This window comes from Oceanispirochaeta sp. M1, from assembly GCF_003346715.1.
Classification (GTDB): Bacteria; Spirochaetota; Spirochaetia; order DSM-2461; family DSM-2461; genus Oceanispirochaeta.
Genome location: NZ_QQPQ01000029.1, coordinates 33,139 through 51,849, shown reverse-complemented (window position 1 = coordinate 51,849; position 18,711 = coordinate 33,139). Strand labels below are relative to the sequence as shown.

The window sequence follows — 18,711 nt, the reverse complement described above, 5'->3', positions numbered from 1 at the left end:
TTTTGACAAAGGGAAGTAGAAAATATAGTATGTGAGTATGAAATCACTTCATATCGGAATCCCCCTATTGATGCTGTTCATCACTCTACCACTTGCAGGGGATGATGATACAACAGCTTCTATGGGAAGTTCTTACAGATACGAGTATCACCGAACCCTGGGCGTCCGTAATGAACTGTTTTTTCAGAGCGATTTCGATGTCAATGAATTCCTAAGTATGGGCAGCGGTTTTTCAACTGCCTTTCATGCCTTTCCTGAGAGATTGTATATTACTGCCTCTGTAGGAAATCTACCGTCATTTCTCAGTTATAATCTGACTGTTCTGATACGGGACTTTCCACAGTATGAAATAAGGGAGATATCCCTGTTTCCCACTATCGCTCTACTCAGCCGCTTTGTAGAAATTGAACTGGGAAGCAGTTTCCGCTGGACCAGTTATTCCGACAATGTATTTTCAGCGCATATCCTCTATCGCCTCCAGCTGAATATCCTGAACATAAAACACTGGGAGCTTTACTACAAAATGGCTAATTTCGATTTATTCAGGGCAGATAATGTAACAACTCTGTATCACACCCTGGGTAATAGATTTCCTATAAATGAGAACTGGATGATCACTGCAGATTTCGGACTCCATGATGCCGGTCAGGCCGCTTTCAGCTCATACCTCACAGCTTTTTTCGCTGAAATAGGCATCAGGGTATTTTTATGATGATTAAGATGAAGTTGGCACTGCTCATTTCCCTGATTCTCTGTTTATCGGGCTGCTCCATGGGAGTCGATTTTCTGGGGTTCTTCTCAAGTGAATCAAGTCCTGATGAACGTTTTGCTGAGAGCGGCTCCCTCCCCTATCATTCTGAAGAATACAGACAGAATTCATTGTCACTGAAGGACGCCCCGGCATCCTACAGTTTCACTGTGATATCAGATGTTCATATAGATGGATCTGCTGACAGCAGGTTGAGAGATTTTATACAAAGGGAGATCGCCCCTCCTTCAGGAAACAGTGACTTATTCATACTGGATTGCGGAGACAGTACTCAAAGCGGTACTTCAGAGCAGATTCAGAATTACAAAAACTCATTGGACAGCTCAGGACTTCCCTGGTTCCAGTCCATCGGTAATCATGATCTCTATTTTAAAGGCTGGAATAACTACAGGAATATACTGGGACGAACGGTATATACCTTTTCTGTGGGAAACAGAGGCGCTGAGGGATCCCTTCTGGCAATCAGCCTGGATTCGGGAAACAGCACTCTGGGTGGCAGACAGATGAAATGGCTGGAAGAGACACTGGCAGAAGAAGCCGAAAACTGGGACCATATTGTTGTTTTTACCCATTCGAACTTCTTTTCCACCGGAATCAATACGGTGGTGCAGTTCTCCTCTCCTGAAGAGATCTATAAACTGATGAATCTCTTTTCTGAAAATGGTGTAGATATAGTTTTTACAGGACATAATCATCATTGGGATTCAAGAGAGATCAAGGGTGTACAGTATATAATTCTGGAACCTCTGGTTCACAGCTCTACATCCTATCTAAGGGTATTGGTAAATGCGGGAACTATCGACTATGAGAAGCTCAGTATCCAGGTAGAATAGTCTGCTGTAATCCTGAAAAAATATACCTGTTATATTCAATTCTGATTTTCTTCACTCCCTCACTCAGGGTATACTGTGGACAATAAGAGCATCTGGAGAAAATATGACGAATAAAAGATTAACCGCTATGGGTCTTTTAATCTTATTCACAGCAGCCTTGTCTGCTCAGGAAATTGTGAATCTAAATGTTGAAGACAGTGTCAAATCAGCCCTGGAGCAGAATAAAAACTTTCAGATAACAGGCCTTCAGACTGAATCTTCCCAAAAAAGTTATGACAACAGATGGAATTCTCTGATACCGGGAATCAGTGCCTCCACAGGGCTGGCATACAGAGATACTGCAATCTCCAATTTAACAAACTCCTCAGTCATCGATTCAGGAAGCCCGCTGACATTCAATGCGGGACTCTCCTTATCTCTTCCTCTGAATACCGGACTGATCTATAAGATGGAACAGACCAGAATTGATTTTGAATCAAGCAGGATTTCTTACGAAACAGCTCAGAAACAACTGATCCGTGATGTAGAAAAAGAGTTCTATTACCTTCTGGCGATCAGAACCAATCTTGATATTATGGAAAAAAATCAGGAATTAGCGGAAAAACGCTACAGGCAGACTCTGGAAAACTATAAAAACGGATTTGCTTCGGAGCTGCGGGTATTACAGGCTCAGGTCTCTGCAGCCGATTATAAGCCCGAACTCAGCCAGTCCCGTAGTGACTATGATACCAGGCAACGAAGCTTTCTGATCCTTCTGGGAATGGACCCCGAAAGTAGTGTTGAACTCACAGGAAATCTGGAACAGGCTGCAGTCCGGCTTGATTCTTCTGAACTTATCAATAGATATATCGGCTCACGTCAGGATATTCAGGCACAGCAGAATAAGATTGAATCAATGGAAAACAGCAGAAAGAGTACAAGAGCTTCGGGATTCAGCCCCAATTTAACTCTCTCTGGAGGATGGAGTACCTCAGTGAATGATCCCTTTCTGAATGACGGATGGCTTCCTGATACATGGTCCGATACGGCTAATCTCGGGCTCAGCCTGCGTATTCCTCTGGATGGATACATTCCCGGCTCAGCTCAGAAGACAGCAGTCAGTCAGACACAGGACCGCATTGATCAGGCAAAAATAAGCCTGTCGGCAATGATGGACAGTGCTAGAACTGAGATTCTGAACCTGACACAGAATCTTATGACCTCCCAGGAAAAGATAGAACTTGCCGGTCTGAATGTGATTCTGGCACAAAAATCCTATGAGATGACCGAGGAAAGTTATAACCAGGGAGTTATGGAACGCCTTGAAGTGGAGGATGCACAGCAGAGTTATCTCAGTGCAATACAGCAGAAACTGAGCAGTCAATACCAGTATCTGTCCGGACTGATAGATTTAAAATATGCATTAAATCTGGATTCTATAGAAGAGATATTCTAATCAACAACAAGTGGAGGACAATATAATGGCTGACAAAAATAGGACTGATCGTCTAGTACAGATCATCCTGCTGCTTATGATTGCATCAGGAATCAGCGTAATGATCTTTTTAAATATATCAGCTGGAGATTCAGGAAAAGGGTCTTCGAAATCTTCAGCCTATGGTGGGGGACGACCCTCATCTGCTCAGGGGACTGAAAGGCCGTCCTCCACAGAAGGTCAGCGTCCTACAGAGAATCAGCGCCCGGCGAACAGCCAACGCCCTTCAGACTCTTCCGCCAGAAGTGAAAATGCAGTTGCAGTAGAGACCTACAAAGTCAAAATAACAGATGTAAATCAGTATATCAAGATAAACGGTGATGTGACTGTCGAGACTTCCGTAGAGATATATTCCGATACAAATGGAAAACTTGTTTCCCGGAAAATCAGCCTGGGAGACAGCATTGAGAAGGGAGAAATAATCGCCTCTGTGGACCCCTCTCTTCCGGGACAGAACTACAGTGCCAGCACCGTTCGCAGTACTATTTCCGGAACCGTTATTGAGCTCCCCTTACAGGTGGGAGACAAGGTCACAACTTCCAGCCCCATTGCCACCATCGGTGATCTTGATGATCTGGTAATTATGACTTACATCCCCGAACGGTTTGTATCAACCCTGAAGAAAGGACTGACTGCAAGCGTCACATTCGATGCCTTCCCGGGAGAGAATTTCAAGGCTGCAATTATAGAAATAAATCCTGTGATGGATGCCAATACAAGAACTCTTTCGGTAAAATTGAAACTGATGAAGAGAGACAGCCGTATTCGCCCCGGAATGTTCTCTACAATGAAACTGATAACCAGAGAGAGTCTGAATACTCTGGGCATCCCCAGCCAGGCGCTCTTCTCCTATTATGGTGATTCCGCTGTTTATGTCATTGACGAAAATGGACTGGCCCGGCGACGGATCGTCTCAACCGGGCTATCATCTGATGAACAGATTGAGATTCTTGATGGAATCAGAGAGGGAGAACTCGTAATAACCCAGGGGCAGAATAAACTGACCGATGGTACACAAGTGAGAACTGTGGACCTTGAGGCCAGACAATGAATATAACCGAGCTTGCCGTAAAACGTCCGGTCACAATTATTATTCTGACTGCACTCTTTGTCGGTCTTGCAATCTTTATGGTACCCGACCTTGCAGTAGATCTTTATCCCTCTGTTAGCCCTCCCTTTATTTCTATAAGAACCTCCTACACTGGAGCGGGTCCTCTTGAAGTTGAGGAGAGTGTCACAAGACTGCTTGAAAAACAGTTGTCCAATGTATCGGGTTTGAAAGAGCTGAACTCGACCTCCAGTGAGGGCAGAAGCAGTATCAGGCTGGAATTTGATTACAGCACCGACCTGGATGAAGCCACTACAGATGTACGGGATTCCCTTGAAAGAGTCACCAGAGCACTCCCCGACGGCGCAGACTCACCATCCATCTTCAAGTTTGATCTGTCCAGTCAGGCAATTATGACTCTTATTGTCCAGGGGAATGAACCTTCGGATAAGCTGAAATCCATTGCCGAAGATACAGTTCAGCCCCTTCTTGAAAGGCTGGAAGGTGTCTCATCTGCAGAAGTAAGGGGTGGAGATACAAAGCAGATCAAGGTTGATGTTTCACAAAGCCGTCTGGAAGCCTACAATCTCACCCTCTCTCAGATATCCTCGGCTCTATCCTCCCGGAATATTCAGTCGGGTGCCGGAACTGTATCAAAAGATGGACTGGAATACACTTTGCGGGTTGATGAGAAATACAGCAGTCTTGAGGAGATAAGAAGGACAGTTATAACAACTCTGAACTCCTCTGAAACATCAAAATCCATCAACCGCTCCCGAGTGGTTCGGCTGGAGGACATCGCAGATATTTACGAGACAAATAAGGATATACAATCCATTGTTTATGTAAACGGCAGCCCCTCTATATCTCTGTCTATCCAGAATGAGTCAGGAAGTAATACCGTTCAGGTTTCCGATCAGATCATAAAAGCCCTGCCGGAAATCAATCAACAATTACCTTCGGGCATAAAACTCTCTATCCTGTATGACAACACAACCATGATCAGAAATACCCTGGGACAGGTCTATAAGTCAGCCATTCAGGGGGCTATTTTGGCGATGCTGGTACTCTTCTTCTTTCTCCGAAATATAAAGAGTACCCTTATAATCGGACTCTCCATTCCCATTGCCCTTCTGGTAACCATGATGGGAATGTATTTCTTCGGTCTGACACTGAATATGATAAGCCTCACCGGATTAATACTGGGTCTTGGGATGATCGTGGACAATTCCATTGTTATCCTTGAAAATATCTACCGCTACAGAGAGAGGGGCGCAAAACTGGGTCCTGCCGCTATCCTCGGCTCAAGGGAGATGGTAACGGCGATTATGGCCTCTACAATGACAACCCTCTGTGTTTTTATCCCTCTGATTATATGGAAGGACAATCTGGAAATGATGGGACAGATGTTTGAAGATATGATCTTCACTGTAGTCCTCTCCCTGATTATCTCCCTGATCACAGCTGTCACTCTTGTACCGGCCCTGAGCAGTCACTTTCTTAAGCTTGACTCAAGAAAACAGAAACCTCTAAAAAACAGGTTTCTTCTCTTCCTGGATACGAAACTTGAAGACTTTCTGATCAGTGTAGAAAAGGGATACAGAAAGGCCCTCATCTTCGCCCTGAAAAACAGAGCTCTTATCCTGACTCTCGTAGTTGTTATACTGATTATCTCAGTCCAGCTCTTCACGACTCTGGGAATCAATCTGCAGCCCAGACCCAGAACGGATGACAGAGTATCAATCAACCTGACCATGCCCATGGGGACAACTCTTGAGAGAACAGAGATTTTTATCCAGGAGATGAGAAAAATCGTTGAAGAAGAGGTGGAAGGGTATGAAAACCTGATCCTCAACATCGGCTCCGGCAGCAGCAGCAATACGGGAAGAATTGAGATAAATCTGCCTGAACTTGGAAGCCAGATAGACACGCCCAGTGATATCCAGAATAAATTGAGACCTTACCTTAATCAGTTTCCCGAAGCGACGTTTTCCTTCTCCTCCGGCCGAAGGATGAGAAGCAGCTCTCCCGTGGACATCGAAATATATTCCAATGATCTGGATCTGGCCAGTGAAACGGCTCTGGAAATCAGGGACCTCCTGAAGGAAAACCTGCCTCAGGTAGAAGACCCGGCCTCCTCCATGGAAGACGGTGGGCCGGAATACCGTATACGCATAAATACAGATAGAGCCTCAGGACTGGGTCTCAGCAGTTCCACCATAGCCTCCACCATCAGGAATCTGGTAGACGGCAGAACTGCAACAACCTACTGGAAAGACGGTACAGAGCTGGATATTCATGTTCAGCTGAATGAAGATAACAGAACGACCCTGGGAGACCTTCAATCTCAGTATATACGGACAGCATCAGGAGACATGATAGCTCTGATGAACCTGGCAAGTCTTGAAGAGACTGTCGGCCCCAGAAGCATCAACAGAGAAAATGAGACAAGGGTCCTTCATGTAACTGCCGGCCTGGCTGACGGTGTTGCCGTGACTGAGATTCAGCCTGTAATTGAGGAGCTTCTCAAGACTCAATACGTTGTTCCTGAAGGTGTTGAGATCTCCTACGGAGGAGAATCCAGAGAGATTGAGCAGTTCAGTGCACCTTTTGTAATCATCATTGTTGTAGCCGTGATAATGGTATTTGCCGTAATGGCCAGTCTCTTTGAGTCCCTTGTTGATCCTTTGATTATCTTCTTCTCAATACCTCTGCTCCTGATCGGAGTTGTAGGTGTATATAAAATCTCAGGAGAAGCTTTCAGTATCTTTTCTGCTGTGGGTATCGTAGTCCTTGCGGGAATAGTCGTTAACAATGGAATTGTCCTTGTAGACTATACCAACCTGCTTCGCAGCCGGGGAGAGGAGCTGACTCAAGCTATTCTCAATGCGGGACAGAACCGTTTCAGACCGATCCTGATGACCAGCCTGACGACAATACTGGGTATGCTCCCCATGGGATTTTTTCCCGGGGAAGGTACAGAGTTTATCCGCCCCATCGGTCAGACCGTTGTGGGCGGTCTGGCTGTGAGTACGGTGATTACTCTCTTTGTAACACCCATAATGTACAGCCTGCTGAATGGACGGCGAACAAAGAAAAAGGCTCACAGGAATAAGAGAATGAAAAAGCTGATTATACCCTGATCCATCACTTTGATTTTGATAATATTGCAGTCAGGATCAGTCCCAGCCCCAGTCCGGCGAGCATACAACCTATAAAGGCAAAGACAGATGTTTGAAGAAAAAAGAATCCGATACCCAATCCCAGGAGCACCCCTCCTCCTGTAGCCCAGCTGCTTTTGTCTTCATTCTTCTTATCTGCATTCATATGATTCTCCTTCATACCTGTCATCTTCTAATAAAGAATAACAATTGGGACAGACATTGAATCATTATACAACACACAAAAAGGGGTGATCACATTATAAAAGGGTATCCTGCCAGGCGGCGGTCCTGTTCAACGCCACTGGAATATATGAGGATTGATTCATACCATGGAAGCTGCCCAGGAGGGCCTGTATTCTTTCTGTCATGGAATCCAATGCCTGCTTAATCAGAGACGGATCATATCCTGCGATCTCCAGATCCAGAGTCCATTCCAGGCTGGTTATTCTTCCCAGTATTTTTCCCAATTCGACTTTTTTCCTTTGAATCATATTGGGATTAATTGATAAATTTGTAATTTTCCTTAAACGATCTGCAATCTTTCCTGTGAGAGGGTGTGTATTGAGAGCTCTATAGAGATCAAATTCCTTCATTAAATTCATATGCTTGATGAATTGATCGGCCACCTGCTGGTATATGACATCATTGGAACCTTCAAAGATCTGAAAGGGGCGGCTGTCCACAACTGATCGTCCGGCAATGTGATTCAGCTTATACCCTTTCGCTCCCACAAGCTGCAACAGGGACTGGGAGGCATTCTGCATCATATCACTGAGAACCGTTTTATGAATATTGGCTTCCAGAGATCGACCCGACAGATCATTCTCAATGGAAGAAATTCCAGCGGAATGACGGCAGAATGCGGATGCGATGGTATAATCCGCCTGAAGGTCTGAAAGACGTTTCTGCACCTGATCATAAGAATTGAGGGCTTTACCGCTGACAAATCGTTCCTGAGTATGTTTGACAGCCTCATCCAGCATACGGTGAATAAAACCGGAAGCCATCCCTGGAAATCTCATGCGGCTTCGATGAAGAAGATCCTGCATCAATCGTATACCTGATTTAACCGGTACCAGCCTGTGATGGGAAGGTACTTCCACATCCACTTGATTCAAGGCATAGGGGATCATATAGAGACCCAGGTTTGAAAATTCCTCGACAGGCTTCACATACTGCCGTGGATCTGATGTATCACATATAAAAAAATCAATATCCCGCTTGAGCTCTGTACCTGATTTCTTTTCCCGGGCTGTCATTAACCAGTAATCGGCCCTGCCGCTCAGGCCGGCCCAGTGTTTCTGCCCTTCAATGGTATAACCCCTGTCACTCTTCTGCCAGCTGGTCTTCATGGCAAGAGCATCCGTGCCGTGATCCGGCTCAGTAATCATCAATCCACCCAGAGAATGATTTTCAATGAATTTTTTGAATGTTTCTTCTTTTGCAGTCTCATGCCCATATTTGGCTAATGGCTCCAGAAAAAGGGCACCATTGATTCCGAGAATAAGAGATAGGGGGAGTGATTCATAGGATGTACACTCCAGGAGGCTCAGAATTTCAGAAGGATGACTCCCTCGCCCTCCAAAACTCTCGGGGATTGAAACTGATGAGGGAGAAAGAGTGGAAATTTGATCCATAATGGAGGAAGGAATTCCTCTCTTATGATCTGTATTATCCTGAAAGGACTGGTCTTGAAACAGCTGTTTCAGACTTTTCTGATATCCCTTGAGATAGTCATTAAAATTTTCTGGCATAATCTGTGAACTCCATATATAATACCTTTTAACTATTATATTAATAACACTATAGCTACTTATGTTAGGAATGTCTAATGAAAATCTGATTATCCATACAGAAATGAATTCTTTTGGGGCCTGTCAGTATTCTGATTTTAATTTAAAAAATATTTTGAGAATTCTAATCTCATCAATTAAAATCTTTGAATTTTCGAATATATAAGATTAAGGAAATGATTATTACGAATAACGAATGTTTTATAATAATAAACTATGTTTCATGCATTCACCTACTCCTCTGACTGCTTGATCAATACAGGGAAATACTCTAAGAAATATGATCAATTCCTATTGTAATCTCTATGAAGGAGCCTTCTTTTGGAACTTTTCTCATCTCTTATATCCAGGATCAACAGCTTTGCCTGGGGTCCTGTTATGATCATTTTTCTTGTAGGTACAGGGATTCTACTCTCTGTGGGAACCAGATTTGTTCAATTCAGAAAACTGGGAAAGGCCTTTCGCCTTCTCTTCTCAAAGGATCATGCAGGCACAGGTGATATAACACCTTTTCAGGCCCTCATGACATCCCTGTCAGCCACAATCGGAACCGGAAATATTGCCGGTGTAGCAACAGCCATAGCCCTGGGTGGTCCCGGAGCCGTATTTTGGATGTGGATGACCGCGGCCTTCGGTGGTGCCACAAAATTCGGTGAAGCTGTTCTGGCTATTAAATACAGGGAAACCAATGACAAAGGCGAACAGTCCGGCGGTCCCATGTACTATATCAAAAACGGTATGAAAGACAAATTCGGCGGAAACTGGGGATGGCTTGGCTGGCTATTTGCCTTCTTCGGTGTATTTGCCTCCTTCGGAATCGGAAGCATGGTTCAGTCCAACTCTGTTGCGGCTGCTCTGAATACTGGATTCGACATTCCTCCCCTCTGGACAGGGATTATTCTGACCGTTCTCACAGCCCTTGTGATTGTGGGCGGAATTAAATCCATTGCAAAGGTGACTTCAAAGATAGTCCCACTTATGGCACTGTTTTTTGTAGCCGGTTCACTGGCTGTTCTTGTCGGCCAGGCATCCCGCATTCCCGCAGCTTTCTCCATGATTTTCTCAAATGCCTTTAACAGCAGTGCCGTCACTGGCGGGCTGGTGGGAACAGTCATCAGACTGGGTGTAGCCAGAGGCGTTTTCTCCAATGAAGCCGGTCTGGGAAGTGCTCCCATTGCCCATGCGGCATCCTCAAACAACAATCCCTATACACAGGGACTGATTGCATCTCTGGGATCATTTATTGATACCCTTATTATCTGTACCATGACCGCGCTGGTAATTCTTGTCTCAGGACTGGTAAGCATTGGCGCAGACGGCATGATGACGGTTGTAGACGGTCTGAACGGAGCCGCTCTGACAACAAGAGCCTTTGATGCATCACTGCCGGGCATCGGAAAATACCTTGTATCTCTCGGCCTGATCTTCTTTGCCTTCTCAACGATTCTGGGATGGTACTACTATGGCTCCAAATGTCTCGAATACATAGCAGGGACAAAATCTATTGTCGTGTATAAAGTTTTATTTCTGGCCTCAGCCCTTGTGGGAACGGTACTAAAAATCGGGATTGTCTGGGATCTGTCGGACACATTCAACGGTCTGATGGCCCTTCCCAACCTGATAGCTTTGATTGCCCTCAGTACGATTATCTTTCAGACAGCAAACGATGCAAAAGAAGATGTAATGTCCGGTTCAACAGGACAGCCTGTTTCAGTCCTGTAAGGGTATGAATATCAGGATTTCCCCTCAGCCCTGCTATATTTTCACTATACTGAATGGGAGAGGATATTCTGAATGAACAAAAACTTTCATCTCATCATAAATCCCGGCCGCTATCCCTGGTTTGCAAAAGAACTGAAAAAGTTGATGCGCTATGTTCATGGCGGAACTATCGTAGAAAGTAAAAGCCCCGAGCATTTTGAGGAACTGATTCGTCAATTCATAGCCTCGGATAACTCTTATCTTCTGATCTGGGGGGGAGACGGAACGGCAAACCTGGCTCTCAACTGTCTTATGAAGGAAACAGACCCGGAAAGAAGAAAACAGATAGCCGTTGGTTTCTTAAGAGGTGGCAGCGGCAACGGTATTCAGGACAGTTATGAGGTACCCAAGGGATTATCGGCTCAGGTTAAAACATATCTCATCAGCATGGCAGAGGAGCTGACACAAAAAGTAGATCTCTTGAAGATCAGTTATGATGATAAAGAAAGATATGGTCAGCTCTTCGGAACGGGTCTTGATGCAAAGATTCTTCAAGCCAGAAACATGAATAAAAGAATCCAGGGTGACAGGGCCCCCCACCCCGGCTTTATTCCCTATGTTATCCCCGCCGTAAAAATAATCTGGAATGAAACCAGACTGTTGGAGGAGCCCCAGTTTCTTGAGATGAAAGAGGGCCGCTTCGCCTTCAGGGGGACTAGAAGCAATGCTGAATTTCCCTTTAATAACTACCATATTAAAACATGGGCACCCCTTATCGAACTGGGCGTCCGCCCCTATTTCGGCTGGTACTACAAGATATGTCCGGATGTGGTGTGCAATGACGGACGCTTTGATGTTTACCTCTTCAATATAACGAGTCCCTTGAGTATACCCTTTCAGCTTTTTAATCTATGGAATGGTCTGTATCAGAGAATCAACCAATGGAATGCGAAACGGGGTTTACCCCTGATCGAACATTACAAAATAAAAGAGATGACCCTGAAGGGGATGCCCGGGAGAATGTTTCATATTGATGGCGAGCTGAAGGAGACAGAGGGAGATATCCGGATCGAAGTGGAACCCGAGGCTCTGAATTTTCTCGTTCCCCGGAGTTTTCATGAGAAATTCCATCCCATACACATGCTGAATCAGGATTGAGTTATCCGTAAATAAGATTGGTGGATATTTTCTTCATTTTCACAAAATACATACTTTCTTTATTGAAGAAAGTATGTTATTAATGGATTATGCTTAATCAAAAACTAATTGAAAAGAGCAGTATTGATCTGATCTTGAAGAATCAGAATCCCAGCGGGGCCTATATCACATCCCCCACATACCGGGAGTATCAGTACTGCTGGTTCCGTGATTCCAGCTTCATTGCCTATTCCATGCTTCTTAATGGAGAAGTGGATTCCTGCAAAGCCTATCTGGAGTGGGGAGACAGGGCCATATGTGCGCAGAGTCAATCCATCCTTAATCTGATAAAGAAGAAAGAGCAGAACCTTACCATTGAAGTCAAAGAACTCCTCCCCTCCAGATACATGCCTGACGGTACACCTCACAGTGATGATTGGCCGGGATCTCAGATTGACGGCTATGGTACCTGGTTATGGTGTCTGGGAGAGTATGCCTCCCGTACCGGTGATCACAGGGGAATAACCGGAATGGAGGAATCCATCCGTCTTATTGTGAAATATCTCAGTACTTTCTGGAATCAGCCCTGTTATGACTGCTGGGAAGAAAATCCCCTGGGGGTTCATCCATCCACCCTGGCCTGTGTGGCCGGTGGCTTGAAGAAAATCAATAACGTTCTGGCAGAAAAAGAGATCAATGATCTGGTGGAAAACATTCTTATGTTCATTATGGAATCAAGCAAACCAGTCGGGTGGATACCAAAAACGATTGGAAGCTCTGAAGTGGATTCCTCCATATTACTGATATCCACCCTCTTTCGGCTGCTGCCCATGGATAATCCTTTATATCTCTCGACAGTGACAAAAATTGAAGCGGATCTGGTCTCAGATGGAACAGGCGGCGTAAAGCGTTTTAAAACGGATAGCTACTATGGTGGTGGAGAATGGATTTTCTGCAGTGCTTTACTGGCACTTCATTACTTTTATACAGGAAAAAAGGAGAAGGCAATTGAGCTGCTGGATTGGATTGAACAGCAGTTTGATGAAAAAAACCTGCTTCCTGAACAAGTCTGTAATTCGGTCAATGATCCTTCCCGAATCTCCTACTGGGTGGAAAAATGGGGACCACAGCAATCCCCGGATTTATGGGCCCACAGCATGTATCTGATTCTTCGCAGGGAGGTAAGCTAAGCATGTATCTGGGATCAAAAAAAGATAAATATCTAACCATTGTTCTCTTCCTGGCACCCGCTGTCGGAATCTTCCTTATATTCAAACTGGCTCCGATTCTCATATCCGGATATCTGAGTCTCCTGGACTGGGATATTCTTCGACCCTTCAGTTCCGCAGAATTCATCGGATTTGAAAACTATCGGAACTGGATTCTCGGCGGAGAACTTTTTGTGATGTTGAAACACACCCTGACCTATATGATTCTTTACATACCCTGGATCATCGTCCTGGCTGTTCTGGAAGCATCGGTTCTGAATCAGGAGCTGGGTGGACTTAAGCTGTATAAAATATGCTTCTACCTGCCTGTAGTCAGCTCCTGGGTTGCGGGTGCCATCATATGGGGCTTTGTACTCAATGGAAAATACGGCTATTTGAACCAATGGCTTTCTCTCATAGGAATTGAAGGTCCCAACTGGCTGGAAGATCCATTCTGGGCCATGCCCGGAGTTGTCCTTGCCGCTCTGTGGAAGGATACGGGGTTTTATGCCCTCATCGTACTGTCGGCCCTGAAAAGTGTTGATAAAAACTACTATGAGGCTGCCACAGTAGATGGTGCAGGAGCATTCACTCAGTTTTTTAAAATCACCATCCCCCTGATTTCTCCCACTCTGTTTCTCCTGATCATATTCAATGTGATCTCCGGATTCCAGATTTTCGAACCCGTATTTATCATGACAGACGGCGGACCGGCCAATGCGACGACTGTGGTCGTGGAAAGAATTTACAGATATGCCTTCCGGATTTACAAGATGGGTTATGCCTCGGCCCTCACCTGGATTCTGTTCCTTTTGATCCTTTTTGTCACATTAATTCAATTCCGCTTTGAAAAGAAGGTTAACTATGATCGATAAAAGGAAAATCCAACGTATCATTTTCTATATAATACTGTCGATTATTGCATTTCTGGTGATAATCCCGTTTCTGTGGATGATTTCCGCCTCCTTCAAGAGCAACGAAGCAATACAGACCATTCCCATCCGCTGGATACCCGAAGAACCGACACTGGAGGGCTACAGAAGCATATTGGGATTAAGCAATGTGGACTTTCTTAAGGCCTTTTACAACAGCATTGCCTACTCCCTTCTGAGAACATCAGGACAGATTATCATCTGTTCAATGGCTGCATTTATTTTTGCCAAAGTACCTTTCAGGGGACGGAACATCCTGTTTCTTATGGTTCTGGCAACCATGATGATTCCCGGTACTGTTGTGATGATTCCCAACTACCTGATACTGAAAAATATGCATCTCCTTAATAGTTATACGGGTTTGATTCTCCCCTCTCTCCTGGAAGGACTGTATATCTTCATACTGCGGCAGTACATGATAGGAATTGACGATGCCTACCTGGAAGCAGCCATGATAGACGGTGCCTCTCTGCGCTTCAGTTTCAGGAAGATCATACTCCCTCTGTCCCGACCGGCCATTTTCACTCTGGTACTGTTTGGATTTATGGGCAGCTGGAATGACTATCTCTGGCCCCTTATTGTTCTTTCAAAAAAAACAAAATGGACTCTGCAGGTCGCCCTGGGGGTCATGAATACCCAGTTTGGAAATTCCTATCATATCATGATGGCGGGAGCCCTGATCTCAATAGTGCCCATAGTGATTGTCTATATATTTACTCAGAAGTTTGTAGAGGAAGGTGTGACACTGGGAGGTGTCAAAGGATAATTCGTTCATATCCGGCAATCATTGAAAGCCGGTAGAAATATTTTCAAAGGAGTTTATGATGAAGAATTTAAGTATTGTTTTTCTGTTACTGATGGTTCCCCTGGCCCTTTTTGCCACAGGTGCTCAGGATGAAAGCGGTCCCGTAACCCTTCGCTATGCCAGTTTTTCTGCAGGAGAGGATAATGCGGCCACTCAACAGGCTATGATTGATGCCTTCCAGGAGGCCAATCCCGGAATTATTATTGAGAATGAAATAACCGGGTACGGCGAACACTTCACTCAGCTCGTAACCAAAATTGCCTCGGGTGACGCGCCTGATACATTTGAGCTGAACATGGAAAACTTTCTGGCATACGCGATCCGGGGAGCCGTTAAACCTATCGATGATATTGCAGCCGATGCTGGAATAAACCTGAAGGAAACATACGCCGCCGGTGTCCTGGATGCCTGTAGTTATAATGGACAGACCTATGCGATTCCTCAGATGTTTTCCACAGTCCTTCTCATCTACAATAAAGATCTTTTTGATGCGGCCGGTGCATCCTACCCTCAAGAAGACTGGACATGGAAAGAGTCTCTGGAGGCATCAAAAAAGATAGCTGATCCGGAAAATGATATATGGGGAACCTTCAATCCTGTCCAGTTCTGGGAATTCTACAAGGTTACCCAACAGAACGGCGGTGGAGTGATGACTCCCGACGGCAGTAAATTCACCATCAACAGCCCCCAGAACCTGGAGACACTGCAATACATGGTGGACAGGATTCAGAAACATCACGTCATGCCCAGCGATACAGAATTAGCCGGTCGTGGAGACTGGGATCTCTTTGTCGATGGAAAACTTGCCATGATCAGCACAGGTGTATGGGCCTTCACAGATTTTGCCAATCGCTGTGAGTTCCCCTGGTCCGTTGAGGTCGAACCCGGAAACACAAAGAAGGCGACACACTTTTTTGCAAATGTGTCCTGTCTGTCCCGGGATACCACTAATGATATGGAAGCAGTGAAATTCCTTAACTTTATTGCCAGTGATCCCCTTTCTGTACAGATGCGCCTGGATGCCCAGTGGGAACTGCCTACAATAAAAGACGCCAGCCTGATGAAACAGTATCTCGCCATCACCCCCCCGGATAACAAAATAGCTGTTTTCAACTCACTTGAGTATGCTGTGAAGCCCCCCGCACTGGAACAGTTTCAAGAGCTGGTTGAGATTCTCAATCCCCGGCTGGAACAGGTCCGTCTTGGAATGCTGGAACCTAAAGAAGCCCTCGATGCTGCTCAGAAAGAAGCTGAAGCAAAAATCAAACTATAAAAAAAGGGACTGAATAAATACTATTCAGTCCCCTTGCTACAAGAGCAGGCAGGTTCCTTCAACACAGACCTGCCTGCCAGACAGTTTATACAATAGGAATCAATTATGGAATATCAGAATTTTTCTCTCCACCATATACCATCAGGGAATGAACAACCCTACTGCCAACAAACAATAGAGAGGCTTCCCCGCCGGCCGGTGGAAGGAGATCCGGTAGCCTTCTGCGCCATGAGCGATCCTGTAGATGCTGCAGAGCGTGTGACTCTGCTCTGGAGCAGAGATAATTGGAAGACAACACTCTATTCTGAAGCATCCTGCCTTGGGAACAGTGACAGTGTGGGAAACAGAGGCACAGACCGATATTGGACAGCCATGATTCCCGGCCAGAGCTCTGATGATGAGATTGTATACAAATTAGTAGCCAACTCGGGCCTGAGTCAGGTTTCAACAGAGGATTTTACTTTTACCCCCCTCCGAAAAATCCAGTATAAGACTCTCTCTTCCTGTGAGATTCATGAGGGCCATGTCTATCTGATATATGAGAGCGGTCTTGATGATTCGGAGAAGAACAGTCCTGAACTGCAAATCTGTTTAAGCTGCAGTGATGACGGGGCTTTCAGCTATTCCTTAGGTTTTGACAGGCAGAGGTCTACTGAAAAATCCTCCTTTATTATTGAAGATGAAAATGAAAATGACAGTATTTTTCTCTATAAATCCGGTGGATTCACCCTGAGTATTGAAAAAGAGAGGGGTGCCTTCAGAATTACTCATGATACAAGGGGCGGTGAGCTGTACTTCTCCGGAGAGGCGGAAGTTCTCCAGGATAAGAGTGGACTATGGGAAACAGAACTATTTTTCAAGGCACTCCCTGATGAGGGATTTTATGGAATGGGAGAACGTTACAACTGCCTGAACCAGAGAGGACAGGTTCTCTACAACCGTGTATATGAACAGTATACAAATCAACGCCTGAAAACCTATATGCCCATCCCCTTCCTCTTTACATCCCGTCAGTCGGGGATCTTTATTGATACGGAAAGAAATATACGCTTTGACCTCTGTTCTTTTTCCGAAAACAGATGGAGTTTCAGGGCTGAACAGGAAGGAGATGAACATTTGAGGGTTTCTGTCTTCCTTGGAAAACCGGCCCGGATGATACGGGATTTTACAGAGTTGACGGGAAAACCCGCCGCCCTGCCTGACTGGGCCTTCGGCCTCTGGATGAGCGCTAATGAATGGAACACCCAGAAAAGGGTGGAAGAGGTAGCCGCCAGGACAGAAGAGCTGGATATTCCCGTAAAAGTACTTGTAATAGAAGCATGGAGTGATGAAACCACCTTTTATATCTGGAATGGTGCGAACTATGCCCCCCGGGATCCCCGGAAGGCACCGGAGCTGAAGGACTTTGATTTTTCACAGAGTACATACTGGAAAGATCCCAAAAGAATGATTGAGAAACTTCACAGTCAGGGGATAAAGCTGGTTCTCTGGCAGATTCCGGTGGTCAAGGCTACGGATGATGAAAATCCACAGCACAGATTGGATGAGGAATACGTAAAATCCAATGGACTCTGCGCCATGGATGAACAAGGTGAGCCCTACAATGTTCGGCCGGGATGGTTCAAGGGAAGTCTTCTGGCTGATTTCACTAATCCTGAAACGGCTCCCTGGTGGATGTCCCGGCGGGAATACCTGCTGAAAGAGATGGGAGTCGACGGATTTAAAACCGATGGCGGGGAGCACCTCTGGGGAGAGGGAGTCTCTTTCTCCAACGGAAAGAAGGGAGATCAGATGATCAACTCCTACCCCGAAACCTATATCCGTGCCTACTCTGATTTTGTCCGCCGGGTAAAGGGAGATGACGGGCTGACTTTCAGCCGCTCAGGATATACGGGAATTCAATCTTCTCCCTGTCACTGGGCCGGAGATCAGAACTCCACATGGCTGGCCTATCGTTCCGCCTTTATGGCCATGATGAACAGCGGCCTTTCGGGTATTCCCTTTATCGGCTGGGATATTGGAGGCTTCAGCGGTGAGATCCCCACAGCCGAACTCTACCTCCGATCAGCCGCTGCCTCAGTATTCTGCCCCATCATGCAGTATCACACAGAAAATAACGAATGGCAGGAACCCTGCATCGACCGGACCCCCTGGAATATTGCCCAGCAGCAGAAGGCACCCGAAGTTATTCCCATATTCAGAAAATGGGCAAAACTGAGGGACAGACTGCTGCCCTATATTGTTTCGGAGGCTGCCTATTGTACCGAAACAGGAGAACCCCTGATCCGCCCCATGCTGATTGACTTCTGGGAGGATTCCCGGGCCAGAGAATTAACAGACCAGTTCCTCTTCGGACGGTCCCTCCTGGTTGCTCCGCAGTTTAGCGAGGGGGCTCTGGAACGGACAGTATATCTGCCGGAAGGCCTATGGACTGATGCCTGGAGTGAAGAAAAATACAGCGGTCCCTGTACCATCAACTGTGAGACTCCCCTTGACAGTCTGCCGCTGTTTGTCCGCAGTTCACCCTCTGATTTTCTCTCTCCCGGACTATTTGATAATCTGAAATAAAAAGAC

14 protein-coding genes are annotated in these 18,711 nt (G+C 45.7%); 12 read left to right on the top strand and 2 right to left on the bottom strand.

The genetic code is table 11. The features are described 5' to 3' along the window. The first annotated feature begins 37 nt into the window (after positions 1-37). From DV872_RS18455 to DV872_RS18435, 5 genes are all read left to right on the top strand, one after another. A complete protein-coding gene (locus DV872_RS18455) occupies positions 38-712 on the top strand; it encodes a hypothetical protein (RefSeq protein WP_114631433.1) in 675 nt (224 codons plus the stop codon). Beyond that, on the top strand, positions 709-1,602 hold the full coding sequence (locus DV872_RS18450; protein ID WP_114631432.1) for a metallophosphoesterase: 894 nt from the start codon (positions 709-711) through the stop codon (positions 1,600-1,602). The genes DV872_RS18455 and DV872_RS18450 overlap by 4 nt, the downstream gene beginning before the upstream one ends. Positions 1,603-1,705: 103 nt before the next feature. After that, on the top strand, positions 1,706-3,037 hold the full coding sequence (locus DV872_RS18445) for a TolC family protein (RefSeq protein ID WP_114631431.1): 1,332 nt from the start codon (positions 1,706-1,708) through the stop codon (positions 3,035-3,037). 25 nt (positions 3,038-3,062) lie between these two features. After that, positions 3,063-4,127, top strand: coding sequence for an efflux RND transporter periplasmic adaptor subunit (locus DV872_RS18440; protein WP_114631430.1), 1,065 nt, complete (start codon positions 3,063-3,065; stop codon positions 4,125-4,127). Continuing rightward, positions 4,124-7,267 carry an efflux RND transporter permease subunit gene (locus tag DV872_RS18435; protein WP_114631429.1) on the top strand — a complete coding sequence of 1,048 codons (3,144 nt, stop codon included), beginning with the start codon at positions 4,124-4,126 and terminating at the stop codon, positions 7,265-7,267. The genes DV872_RS18440 and DV872_RS18435 overlap by 4 nt, the downstream gene beginning before the upstream one ends. Positions 7,268-7,271: 4 nt before the next feature. Here DV872_RS18435 and DV872_RS18430 read toward each other — a convergent pair whose 3' ends face one another. Beyond that, positions 7,272-7,451: a hypothetical protein gene (locus tag DV872_RS18430; RefSeq protein ID WP_114631428.1), complete on the bottom strand. Its 180-nt coding sequence runs from the start codon at positions 7,449-7,451 to the stop codon at positions 7,272-7,274. Between the two features lie 94 nt (positions 7,452-7,545). Beyond that, positions 7,546-9,042: an acyl-CoA dehydrogenase family protein gene (locus DV872_RS18425; protein WP_114631427.1), complete on the bottom strand. Its 1,497-nt coding sequence runs from the start codon at positions 9,040-9,042 to the stop codon at positions 7,546-7,548. Between the two features lie 360 nt (positions 9,043-9,402). Here DV872_RS18425 and DV872_RS18420 point away from each other — a divergent pair, with 360 nt between their 5' ends. The 7 genes from DV872_RS18420 to DV872_RS18390 all read left to right on the top strand — a co-directional run bounded on the left by DV872_RS18420 (position 9,403) and on the right by DV872_RS18390 (position 18,705). Next, entirely contained in the window at positions 9,403-10,803 is a 1,401-nt protein-coding gene (locus DV872_RS18420; RefSeq protein WP_230391602.1) for a sodium:alanine symporter family protein, read from the top strand. A gap of 72 nt (positions 10,804-10,875) precedes the next feature. Further along, positions 10,876-11,940 (top strand): diacylglycerol kinase family protein, encoded by a 1,065-nt coding sequence (locus tag DV872_RS18415; RefSeq protein ID WP_114631426.1) that lies wholly within the window; start codon positions 10,876-10,878, stop codon positions 11,938-11,940. A gap of 89 nt (positions 11,941-12,029) precedes the next feature. Continuing rightward, positions 12,030-13,109, top strand: a complete 1,080-nt coding sequence (locus DV872_RS18410) for a glycoside hydrolase family 15 protein (protein WP_114631425.1) — start codon at positions 12,030-12,032, stop codon at positions 13,107-13,109. A gap of 2 nt (positions 13,110-13,111) precedes the next feature. Beyond that, positions 13,112-14,002, top strand: coding sequence for a carbohydrate ABC transporter permease (locus DV872_RS18405; RefSeq protein ID WP_158547048.1), 891 nt, complete (start codon positions 13,112-13,114; stop codon positions 14,000-14,002). After that, the gene (locus DV872_RS18400) at positions 13,992-14,825 is read left to right on the top strand and encodes a carbohydrate ABC transporter permease (RefSeq protein ID WP_114631423.1); all 834 of its coding nucleotides are present in this window, start codon (positions 13,992-13,994) and stop codon (positions 14,823-14,825) included. The genes DV872_RS18405 and DV872_RS18400 overlap by 11 nt, the downstream gene beginning before the upstream one ends. Before the next feature lie 58 nt (positions 14,826-14,883). Then, positions 14,884-16,137 (top strand): sugar ABC transporter substrate-binding protein, encoded by a 1,254-nt coding sequence (locus DV872_RS18395; protein ID WP_158547047.1) that lies wholly within the window; start codon positions 14,884-14,886, stop codon positions 16,135-16,137. A gap of 105 nt (positions 16,138-16,242) precedes the next feature. Beyond that, positions 16,243-18,705: a TIM-barrel domain-containing protein gene (locus DV872_RS18390; protein ID WP_114631421.1), complete on the top strand. Its 2,463-nt coding sequence runs from the start codon at positions 16,243-16,245 to the stop codon at positions 18,703-18,705. The last annotated feature ends 6 nt before the right edge of the window (positions 18,706-18,711 follow it).